The following is an 11,552-nucleotide window of genomic DNA, read 5'->3' as shown; positions in this document are numbered from 1 at the left end:
GCGTCGGGCATTCCTTTGGGTGGGGATTCGCAGAACGCCACGATCAGTGCTGCGTGTTCGAAAGTAAGGTCGCCGGAGTCGAATTGGTCTTCGATCTCAGGGAACGAGCGGAGGGCTTTTCCCAGGGCCGCGATTCTTCTGCCGGCCGGGATTTGCAGCATGGTGTGGTTCGCGAGCCACTGTCCGGTGCCGCGGTAGCACAGTACTTGTTCGTCCGGGTTCAACGTCAGGGTGTCGACGGCGGCTACTCGAATAGCTTCCAGGCGAAGGATTTCCGCTGATGCGGTGATGGCGATCTCGCGGACGTCGGTGGGGTGCAGCCGCCACAGTCGGGCGCGCACACCCACAGCGGAGCTGTTGACCACGTCGGTGACAGCGTCGTCGGTGATGCTGATCGTCATGAGAACCCCCCGTTTCATCTCCCATCATACTCGAACATACATTCGAGTCAAGAATTTTTTCGAGAAGGCGAGCCGGGTCTGGTCTTCGTGATTGCGTTGTTCGAGAGTAGATTCCGTCGTTAGAGCATCAGTGCCGGATCTGTAGTCAGTTCGATGTTCAGCCATGGTTCGTAGGGAAGGTCGGCGAGGCTGGTGGCGAACGAGCGTCGTACTGCGTCTTCACCGTCGATGTCCCAGCTGTGTGGCGCGACCATGAACGTCGCTTCGATATACAGCTTGCGGCCCACCTTGCTCATGGTGAGAGTCGGTTCGTCCAAACCGAATTCGTCGCGGACGGCAGTGATGGCTTCGTGCACGCGGGCCTGAACGTTCTCGCCGGGAGCACCTTCGAGGAGTTCGATCAGTGCGGTTCGCAGAAGTGCGTACGGTTGTGGGACCAACATCGCGCAGCCGAGGAGAACCAAGACGGAGTCGACGTAGCGGTCTGCGTCGGAGAAATCGGTGCGGCCCAGGATCATTGCGACGACAGCACCTACTGCGACCAGCGCACTGAATGCAGCCGACGCTCCCCACTGCCTGGCTTCGGCGACGAGTAGATCGGACGTGCGGTCGACTTGCCCGACGTAGCGCCAGATGATGATCGACACCACTGCGCTGACAGCGCCGTATGCCACCAATGATCCGGCAGTGACGTCGGCTCCTCCCGCGAGGATGACCCGTACCGCCTCGACGGCGGCGTAGGCGAGCGTCGCCAGTAGTGCCATGCCCTGGACGGCGATGACTACCGGGATCAATGCCTCTTTGCCGAAGGGGAAGCGTGCGGTGGGGCCCGAGTCGGCTATCCGTGAAACCCGCAGTGACAGCGCCGTCAACACCATTCCGATGAGGGCGTACACACCGTCGAGCAGGATCACCTGGGACTGCGAGATCCAGCCCCAGAATGCGGCGAGCACAGCCAACGCGGTTGCGACCACGAGCGAGTACCGCAGGGCCATGCGTTCGCGGGTAGCGCTGTCTTCCCTGGAGCCCATGAATTTCAAACCGCCTGTCCGTTTCGATATTCCTTCACGTAGGAATACCAGCAACGACGCGCAGGCACGGCATCAGTGGACCAATTGCGCTGCCAGATCCAGAAAGTCGTCGGCGTTGATGTCGAACTCGTCGGAATAGGTCACGTCAGGATTTCCCTTTGCTCCGAATTCGAGCGGTCGGGCGATGAAGGCGGTGCGGAATCCGAGAGCCTTGGCTGCCCGTATGTCGTATTTGTGGCTGGCAACCATCATGATCTCGGCCGGGTCGTATCCGAGGTACCGAGCGGCAAGGTGGTAGATCTTCGGGTCCGGTTTGAAGACACCGGCCATTTCGGCAGTGAAGACGGCATGCCAGGGCAGGTTTCCGTGGCGCGAGATGCTGACCGCTGCGTTCACGTCGGCGTTGGACAAGGCAGCAATTGTGTACTGCTGGCGCAGGGTTGTCAGGCCGGCGACAGTGTCGGGCCACGGGTCCAGGAATTTCCAGGCGGTGGTGAGCTCTTCCTGTTCGGCGTCGGAAAGCTCGATACTCTCGCGGACCAACAGCTTGCGCAGAGCCTCGCGGTACACCGAATGTACTGTCACCCATTCGTCTGAAGCGTTGTCGACCTCAGAGGTGTTCGCGAAGTACTCAGCGCGCCAGAGATTGACGAAGCGTGACCAGTCGACGTCCGCGTCGGTGATTCGACGGGCCTCTCGGCACAGTGTGCTGTGAAAATCGGTCGCTGTGCCCTGGACGTCGAACAGCAGTGCTTTGATCTTCTCGCGCACTGGGCCTCCATTCCGAGATCGCCTGACGGACTTCCCACATTATTGCGGTTACGGCGCCCGGTTCGTGCTCGATGAGCGCAAAGGCGCCGCGCGTCGCAAAATAGACATCTATGGCCGACCGCGGATTTACCCCGACTCAGCTCGCCGCCCGAGCTGCCTACCTGCTGCGCGGAAACGACCTGGGCACGATGACCAGCGCTGCCCCGAAGCTGTATCCCCACATGTGGAGCTGGGACGCCGCGTTCGTCGCGGTAGGTTTGGCGCCGCTCAGCGTCGAACGGGCGGTAGTAGAGCTCGATACCTTGCTCTCGGCTCAGTGGAAGAACGGAATGATTCCGCACATTGTGTTCGCGAACGGTGTCGACGGCTACTTCCCCGGCCCGACGCGCTGGGATGTCAATGCGTTGGCAGCTCATGCTCCTTTGGGTACCGCTACATCGGGAATCACCCAACCCCCTGTTCACGCGATCGCGGTGCAGCGGATTCTCGATCATTCGCGTCGGCACGGACGTACGACGCGTGCGGTCGCGGAAGAGTTCCTCGACCGGCGCTGGAGCGATCTGGTTCGGTGGCACCGGTGGTTGGCGGAGGCCCGCGATCTCGACGGCAACGGCCGCATCGCGCTTTATCACGGGTGGGAATCGGGGATGGACAACTCTCCGCGATGGGATCTGGCGTACGCGAATGTTGTTGCGGGACAAGTGCCTGCGTATCAGCGCGCAGATCTCGCGGTGGTGACCGACTTGTCTCAGCGACCCAAGGATCACGAATACGACCGCTACCTTTGGCTTCTCGAAGAGATGAAGGCCGTGCGGTACGAGGATTCGCAGCTTGCAACGGCCATGAGTTTTGCCGTCGAGGACGTGTTTGTCACTGCCGTCTTCTCGATGGCATGCGACGTCTTGGCAACCATCGGCGAGGAGCATTCGCGGCCAAACTCCGACGTCCGTGATCTGCGCGGTTGGGCAGATCGATTCCGGCAGGGTGTTATTGCCACCACTGATGAACGATCGGGTGCAGCAAAGGATTTCGATCTTCGAACCGGGCGATGGGTTCATACCGAGACCATCGCGATGTTTGCGCCGTTGCTGTGCGGCGGCCTGAGCCGTGATGCCGAGCGCGCTCTGTTGCGTACTTTCGAGGGGCCCAAATTCTGTGGTCACCCGGACATGCGATTTGCTGTCCCACCGTCGACGTCTCCGGTTTCCGGCGATTTCCGTCCTCGGGAGTATTGGCGTGGCCCGGTGTGGCCGGTCATCACGTGGTTGTTCTCGTGGGCATTCGCGCGTCGGGGATGGGCCGAGCGATCACACGTCCTGCGTTCGGAGGGGTTGAGGCAGGCCAGCGACGGCACATTTGCCGAGTACTACGAGCCTTTCACCGGAGAACCGTTGGGGAGCATGCAGCAGTCGTGGACTGCGGCGGCCGTTCTCGACTGGCTCGGTTGAGTGAACATTCGCTGAATTAGCGGACAAAACGGACCAGTCAACCTTACTCTCGGGAAATGGTCGAGCGACGGATCGTCAGGACACTGGGCAAGCTCACCCCGATCGCGATGGCTGCTGCCATCGCGATCACGGCACCTGGCCTCGCCGCTGCCGACGCGCCACGTGGCCCGGACGTGTCTTCGTGGCAGCACGTGGACGGAACCGGAATCGACTGGTTCCAGGTCAAGGCGTCAGGGCACGAGTTCGCGATGGTCAAGGCCACCGAGTCGCTCAACTACGTCAATCCGTACTTCATTCAGGATTGCCTGGTCATGCGTGCTGCCGGCGTCTCGCGCGGGGCCTACCACTACGCAGACGTTCGCCAGTCCCCCGAAGCCCAGGCCGCCTTCTATTCGGCGATCGTCCTGGGTATCAACGGACCCGGTGACCTCCCGCCCGTTCTGGATCTAGAGGACGCAAAAGGACTGCCTGCCGGTCAGGTCATCGACTGGACTCATCGCTACCTGAACACCGTCCAGGCACTTACCGGGCGGCAGCCAATCATCTACACGTACCCCAACTTCTGGCGTACTCAGATGGCCAACACCACAGAGTTCAACCACTACCCGCTGTGGATCGCCGATTACAACGGCCAGAACGCACCGGGCCCGCTGCCCGGTGGTTGGTCCAACTGGACCTTCTGGCAGTACACCAGCACCGGACGCATCCCCGGGATCACCGGAAACACTGATATCAACGTCTACAGCGGAGCGCAGGGCGATTTCGATCGCTACGCCAACAGTGTGGGGTTCGGCAGTAGCTAGTTTGCGGCGGGCCTTTGGCTCCGTGGTGCCTGTTTCGGGCCTTTCGCCTTCGAGGCATTTGTCTCTAGGCGCGTGGAGGGGCCCTCTTGGCGCTCTTGCGATGCTTGGCTGGTTAGTCCGGTTGTTGCTCGCCAGTTACGAGAATTCTGCCCAACGGTAGCCACGGTCCCTGAATTTGCGACTAGCTGGGCATGATCAGAAGATAGCCACGGCAACTAGTGAGCAGAATCGCTCCCTCCGAAAAGCTACAAAACGGACTTGAAGTTCGGTCTGGTGCCAGGGTGGACGCCCGGTTTCGGGTCGAATGTTGCGCCTCGCAATCAAAATATCGGAGCCCCGGGGTGCTTCGTTACCGGCAGCCGTCGCTGGGTGCGGTCTGGATCAATTCGATCAATTTCAGCGGTTTGTTCGGATGGTATTGCGCCACTCAGTGACGAGGATTTGCCTCGGGTTCAGATGGTTGTGGTGCACTCAACAGGCCTTATACATATTGGGCATTTGTCCAGATTGGGTGCCGTACTCGACGGGGGTCTTCACCCGATCTGGTCAGCGAAAACGTCGAATTTCATCGCGTTCGGTGTCGCGACGTACTCCGGTGGGCGAATTGTCCGCTTGAACAACACCGCTTCCCGGATGTTGTCCGATCTACGAACAAAAACGGCGATCGGTCTGCTTTGTCTGACTTTCGATGGGCAAGCTCCCGGTTATCTGTTATCTTGGTCCAGATAACTGGAAGGTTGCTCTCGATTTGCATGGATTTCGAGGGCCAAGGTCCTGTTCGGGACGGCTCTTCCAACACGCAGGTGTTTCCGAAGAGGAGCTCGAATGACAGGACCGGCAACAGCGTCCGGTGTGAGGTCGATCAGCCGAAAACAGGCGCATCGACCCGAACCAACCGATCAATCGGGAGTTCGCGCCAGCGCTCTCGCATATCCGTCCACCGAACATCGATCAGGCACATCCTGGGGAGTAAGAAATGCCTAACGACATTCCGCCGACAAGGTCGGCCTTATTCACCGCAGGGCTCCCGCCCTGGGTGCGAGCGTGGACGGTGGTGTGGACCGCCATCGCGATGATTCTCGGTATCTCCGGCGCGACGTCAGTGGTTGCGTCAGCGCAGCCGGCCGCGACGCTCGGCGGTCTCGTTCAGGCTCAGGCGCCGGCTCGCGCCGCTGTCCTGCCGGATGAACAGCCCGCAAAGGGCTGCGCATTCAGCGCCCCCGGCACCGGTCCGTTCTCGCAGAACATCTGCTGGATCGATATGTCGACGCTCAATGCGGCCACGGCTGCTTCTGCTGCCGGGCAGTCGATGGAAATCCAGCTCACCGAGGGCTACAAGATCAACTTCAAGGCTTTCCTCACCGACTCGGTGGCAGGAAAGACACACCAGGGGATCGAAACGAAGGCATTTCCCACGTTGCACTATGCAGCGTTGGGAACTTCCGCGTACACGGGTGTGCCGACGACGATCAAGCCGGCGATCTACCAAACCTCAGCCACCGCTGGTCAGTCCGGTGGAACAGTCTCGCTGAAGAACATCGTGATGACGGGGCCGAATGGCGCCGTCAACAACTACGGGCTTGTAGCAGCCGACGCCGAGTCGACAGACGCGAATATCAATACTACGAACGACCGTGAATTCCTCACTTTCAATTCGGACAAGCCTCTACGGCAGATCGCACGTACCGTCGGTGACGACAGTGATCCTGCCTACCCCGGAATTCGGGCCTGTGACGGTGGGCTGACGGGTATGCCAGCCAATACCGTCCGATGCGATTCGTGGAACAACGTCAATGGCCAGGGGCGCACGCCCGGAACGCTGGTCGTTGCATCGACTGCTCCGACAAGTTTCGCAGCCACTTTCGGAAATACCGTTCAGGCCACCTCTCGTCAGGGCCTGGCGTTCGGTGTCCTTCTCTCGAAGGTCAAGATCGACAAGGACCTCACGCGCGTCACCCCCGGTGACGATTTCACGATCGGCATGAGCACCGGGCACCACGCAAACGCGGGCGCTGCCGCAGCAACCGAGATCAAGAGCACCACGACCGGTGCGACTGATACGACGGCATCGACTGGCTGGCGGACGCTCCTCGCGGATACCACGCCCACCCCTGTCACTTTCTGGGAGAAGCCAACTACCTCGGCTACCAAGACCGCGAACTATGCGACGTCATGGGATTGCCAGGTAAACGGTGTGACCCAGACACTCAGGGTCGGTGACGTCGCGCAGGCAGCACTTACGCCGGGCGACAACGTGTACTGCAAGGTCAAGAACACACCGGTTCTCGTGAAGAAGTCGTCGTCACCACCTACCGGTGAGACGGTCAATATCGGTCAAACAATCACCTACACTTTGAATTTCGAGAACCCTGGCGCTGCGCCGGCGACGATCGATTACACGGACTATCTCACCGATGTCATCGATGACGGAACTGTCGCGGTCGGGGCTGCAACCGGTGGGCTCACCGCTGCTTTGAACGGCCCCGACAAGATCAAGGTCGGCGGCACCTTGCCGGCGGGAGGCAAAGGGACAGTCACATACACCGTCACTGTCAAAGATGGCGGCAACAAGGTACTGAACAACTATCTGGTTCCCGGGACTACGACTCCTCCGACAACATGTGATCCTGCAACCAATCTCTGCACGACGCATCCCATGCCTGGTTTCACTCTGACGAAGACGGCGGATCCGGCTTCCGGTTCGACGGTTCGGGCCGGCGACACCATTACGTACACCGTCACCGGTACCAACACGGGCAAGACGGCACTGACTCCCGCGACGATCACTGACGATCTGAGTGCGGTTCTCAATAACGCTGCCGTCGTTCCTGGTTCGCTGAAGGCGATCGTCGACGGTGCTCCTGCCGCTGCTCCGACTCTGTCGGGCAGCACTTTGTCGTGGTCCGCCAATCTCCAGGCTGGTAAGTCTGTTGTCTTGACCTACCAGGTGAAGGTCAACGACGGGGTTGCCGCAGGCACTGTCCTGAACAACAAGGTCAGCGGCATTGCGAAGCCGCCGACTGGTCCGGATATCACTCCCCCTCCGGTGGAGACCAATCACTCAGTTCCCGGCTTCACCTTGGAGAAGACTGCTGATCCGATTTCCGGTTCGACTGTTCAGGCCGGCGGGTCGATCAAGTACACCGTCACCGGCACCAACACCGGCAAGACGAAGCTAGATCCCGTAGTGATCACTGATGATATGGGTGCGGTTCTCAATAACGCTGCCGTCGTTCCTGGTTCGCTGAAGGCGACCGTCGACGGTGCTCCTGCTACTGCTCCCACTTTGTCGGGCACCACCCTTTCGTGGACTGGTCTTCTCGAAGCCGGTAAGTCTGTCGTTCTCACCTACGAGGTGAAGGTCAACGACGGGGTTGCCGCAGGCACTGTCCTGAACAACAAGGTCAGCGGCATTGCGAAGCCGCCGAGCGGTCCGGATATCACTCCCCCTCCGGTGGAGACCAATCACTCGGTTCCCGGTTTCACACTCGCGAAGACTGCCGATCCGGCCTCGGGCACTGGTGTCAATGCTGGTCAGGTGATCACGAACACGGTGACGGGTTCTAACACCGGTAAGACGACGCTTGATCCGGTGGTGTTGACCGATGATCTGTCGAAGGTTCTCGACAACGCGGCGTTGGTGGACGGTTCGCTCAAGGTAACGGTCGACGGTGCTCCTGCTGCTGCTCCGACGCTGGCGGGGACGACGCTTTCGTGGACTGGTGCACTCGAGGCTGGTAAGTCGGTTGTTCTGACCTATCAGGTGAAGGTCAATGCCGGTGTTGCCGGCGGCACGTTGATCAACAACAAGGTCACCGGTACTGCGAAGCCGCCGACCGGTCCGGAGATCACTCCTCCGCCGGTGACGACCGAGCATCCGGTTCTGTCTCCGAAGATTGCTGTGGTGAAGTCTTCTGATCCGGTGTCGGGTTCGAATGTTGTTGCCGGTCAGGACATCAAGTACACGCTCACGTTTACGAACACTGGTAACGGTGCGGGTGAGGTCGCGTTCTTCGACGATCTGCGTCAGGTTGTGGACAAGGGTGTATTGAGTGGTTTGACTGCTGATGCTCCGTTGGTTGCGACGATGGTCGGCAGTGATGGTTTCTCGGTGACGGGGACCTTGGCGGCCGGTGAAACGAAGACGGTGACGTATTCGGTGAAGGTCAATGCCGATGTGGTCGGTGGGGTGTTCGTGAACAACTTCGTTGTTCCGGGGACGACTCCGCCGGTGGATCCTCCGGAGGTGTGTGATCCGGCGACGCAGCTGTGCACGACGCATCCGGTTCAGGTTCCGGGGTTCACGGTCGCGAAGGCTGCGGATCCGGCCTCGGGTACCAATGTCGCTGCTGGTCAGACGATCACGTACACGGTGACGGGTGCGAATACGGGTAACACGACCCTTGATCCGGTGGTGTTGACCGATGATCTGTCGAAGGTTCTCGACAACGCGGCGTTGGTGGACGGTTCGCTCAAGGCAACGGTTGACGGTGTCGACGGTGCTGCTCCGACGCTGGCGGGTACGACGCTTTCCTGGACTGGTGCTCTCGAGGCTGGTAAGTCGGTTGTTCTGACCTACCAGGTGAAGGTCAATGCCGGTGTTGCCGGTGGCACGTTGATCAACAACAAGGTCACCGGTACTGCGAAGCCGCCGACCGGTCCGGAGATCACTCCTCCGCCGGTGACGACCGAACACCCGGTGGTGTCTCCGAAGATTGCTGTGGTGAAGTCTTCTGATCCGGTGTCGGGTTCGAATGTTGTTGCCGGTCAGGACATCAAGTACACGCTCACGTTTACGAACACTGGTAACGGTGCGGGTGAGGTGGCGTTCTTCGACGATCTGCGTCAGGTTGTGGACAAGGGTGCATTGAGTGGTTTGACTGCTGATGCTCCGTTGGTTGCGACGATGGTCGGCAGTGATGGTTTCTCGGTGACGGGGACCTTGGCGGCCGGTGAAACGAAGACGGTGACGTATTCGGTGAAGGTCGATGCCGATGTGGTCGGTGGGGTGTTCGTGAACAACTTCGTTGTTCCGGGTACGACTCCTCCGGTTGATCCTCCGGAGGTGTGTGATCCGGCGACGCAGCTGTGCACGACGCATCCGGTGGTGTCTCCGAAGATTGCTGTGGTGAAGTCCTCTGATCCGGTGTCGGGTTCGAATGTTGTTGCCGGTCAGGACATCAAGTACACGCTCACGTTCTCGAACACTGGTAACGGTGCGGGTGAGGTGGCGTTCTTCGACGATCTGCGTCAGGTTGTGGACAAGGGTGTATTGAGTGGTTTGACTGCTGATGCTCCGTTGGTTGCGACGATGGTCGGCACGGATGGTTTCTCGGTGACGGGGACCTTGGCGGCCGGTGAAACGAAGACGGTGACGTATTCGGTGAAGGTCGATGCCGATGTGGTCGGTGGGGTGTTCGTGAACAACTTTGTTGTTCCGGGTACGACTCCTCCGGTTGATCCTCCGGAGGTGTGTGATCCGGCGACGCAGCTGTGCACGACGCATCCGGTTCAGGTTCCGGGGTTCACGGTCGCGAAGACTGCGGATCCGGCCTCGGGTACCAATGTCGCTGCTGGTCAGACGATCACGTACACGGTGACCGGTGCCAACACGGGTAACACGACCCTTGATCCGGTGGTGTTGACCGATGATCTGTCGAAGGTTCTCGACAACGCGGCGTTGGTGGACGGTTCGCTCAAGGCGACTGTCGACGGTGTCGACGCGACTGCTCCGACCCTCGAGGGCACCACGCTCTCCTGGACGGGTGCACTCGAAGCCGGTAAGTCGGTTGTTCTGACCTACCAGGTGAAGGTCAATGCCGGTGTTGCCGGTGGCACGTTGATCAACAACAAGGTCACCGGTACTGCGAAGCCGCCGACCGGTCCGGAGATCACTCCTCCGCCGGTGACGACCGAACACCCGGTTGATGGCACTCCCGCAATCGAGGTACTGAAGTCCTCTGACCCGTCCACCACGAACCGTGTGGTTGGCGGCCAGGAGATCACGTACACGCTCACGTTCAAGAATGTGGGCACCGCGGATGGTGAGATCAGCTTCTACGACGATCTGACCGATGTTCTCGACGATGCAGTAATGACGAAGAATCCGGCAACCACTTCCACGCTGGTTGTTTCGGGTGTCGTCGACAACGTCTTCACGGTCACCGGAAAGCTGGCCAAGGGTGAGAGCGCGACGGTGACGTACACCGTCAAGGTCAATCCTGAGATCGGAACGTTGTCAGGTCCCGGATTCACTCCGGGAGTCCTGAACAACTACCTGGTGGTTGGTGGCGAGAACCCGCCGGTGGACTGTGTTCCGGGCGATGCTCTCTGCACCGAACACCCGGTGGACCCGCCGGAGACCACCACCACGGTGCCTCCGACGACCACCACGACGCCGCCGGTCACGACGGAGCCCTGTGTTCCTCCGACGACGACCACGCGGATGGTTCCGTCCACAACGGCTGCGACCACGACGGCTAGCGCGATCACTGCCGGAGACGCCGATGTGACCGGTACGGAGGAATCCACCACTACGGAGGAGACCACCACAGAGGAGACCACGACAGAAGAAGTTGTCGCGGAAGAGATAGTGGATCCGTGTGGCGTGACGACAACTACGCCGCCGACGACCACGACGCCGGTCACGACAGTTCCGCCGACCACGACGGTTCCGAACACGACGGTGCCGGTTACACCGACGATCATCATTCCCCCGATCGTCGTTGTGCCTCCGATCGTCGTTGTGCCTCCGATCGTCGTACCGCCGACGGTTCCGGGTCAGCCGGTTCCGAGCACGGTTCCGGGACAGCCGAAGCCGCCGACAGCAAACCCGGGTCAGCCGGGTCAGCCGAAGCCGCAGACGTCTGCTCCTCAGGGCGGAACGATCAACTCCGGTGGTGGCGCTGGTGAGAGTGGCGTGAATACCACGTTGCTCGCAGCAGGTGGATTGGTTCTGCTGCTGGCGCTGGGAACGGGTGTTGTTCTCCTGACGCGTAAGCGTCGCGAGGATGGTGACAACTGATTCTCGTGAGAATCTGAGGTAACGACGTGGGGCAGATCGCAGAGTATGCGATCTGCCCCACAGTCGTTTTCGTG

At 60.3% G+C, this 11,552-nt stretch carries 5 protein-coding genes and 1 pseudogene; 3 read left to right on the top strand and 3 right to left on the bottom strand.

Translation table 11 applies throughout. From position 1 onward, the window contains the following. The 3 genes and pseudogenes from I7X09_RS17060 to I7X09_RS17050 all read right to left on the bottom strand — a co-directional run. Positions 1–401: pseudogene (locus tag I7X09_RS17060) on the bottom strand (DUF222 domain-containing protein); the annotation flags it as partial. Between the two features lie 119 nt (positions 402–520). Continuing rightward, positions 521–1,432: a cation transporter gene (locus I7X09_RS17055; protein WP_200313091.1), complete on the bottom strand. Its 912-nt coding sequence runs from the start codon at positions 1,430–1,432 to the stop codon at positions 521–523. A gap of 72 nt (positions 1,433–1,504) precedes the next feature. After that, the gene (locus tag I7X09_RS17050) at positions 1,505–2,203 is read right to left on the bottom strand and encodes a haloacid dehalogenase type II (protein WP_095973754.1); all 699 of its coding nucleotides are present in this window, start codon (positions 2,201–2,203) and stop codon (positions 1,505–1,507) included. A gap of 110 nt (positions 2,204–2,313) precedes the next feature. Between I7X09_RS17050 and ggh the strand changes: the two genes are divergently transcribed. The 3 genes from ggh (at position 2,314) to I7X09_RS17035 (ending at position 11,478) form a co-directional block, all read left to right on the top strand. Further along, a complete protein-coding gene (gene ggh, locus I7X09_RS17045; RefSeq protein ID WP_200313090.1) occupies positions 2,314–3,651 on the top strand; it encodes a glucosylglycerate hydrolase in 1,338 nt (445 codons plus the stop codon). 107 nt (positions 3,652–3,758) lie between these two features. Beyond that, positions 3,759–4,454 (top strand): glycoside hydrolase family 25 protein, encoded by a 696-nt coding sequence (locus I7X09_RS17040; RefSeq protein ID WP_370334015.1) that lies wholly within the window; start codon positions 3,759–3,761, stop codon positions 4,452–4,454. Positions 4,455–5,490: 1,036 nt separating this feature from the next. Then, complete coding sequence (locus I7X09_RS17035; RefSeq protein WP_234036605.1) at positions 5,491–11,478, top strand: DUF7927 domain-containing protein; 5,988 nt, start codon at positions 5,491–5,493, stop codon at positions 11,476–11,478. Positions 11,479–11,552 lie beyond the last annotated feature (74 nt).

The organism is Rhodococcus sp. P-2 (genome assembly GCF_016598535.1).
GTDB lineage: Bacteria > Actinomycetota > Actinomycetes > Mycobacteriales > Mycobacteriaceae > Rhodococcus_F > Rhodococcus_F baikonurensis.
Note: the sequence above shows the minus strand (reverse complement) of the source record. Positions and strands in the feature narration are given on the sequence as shown.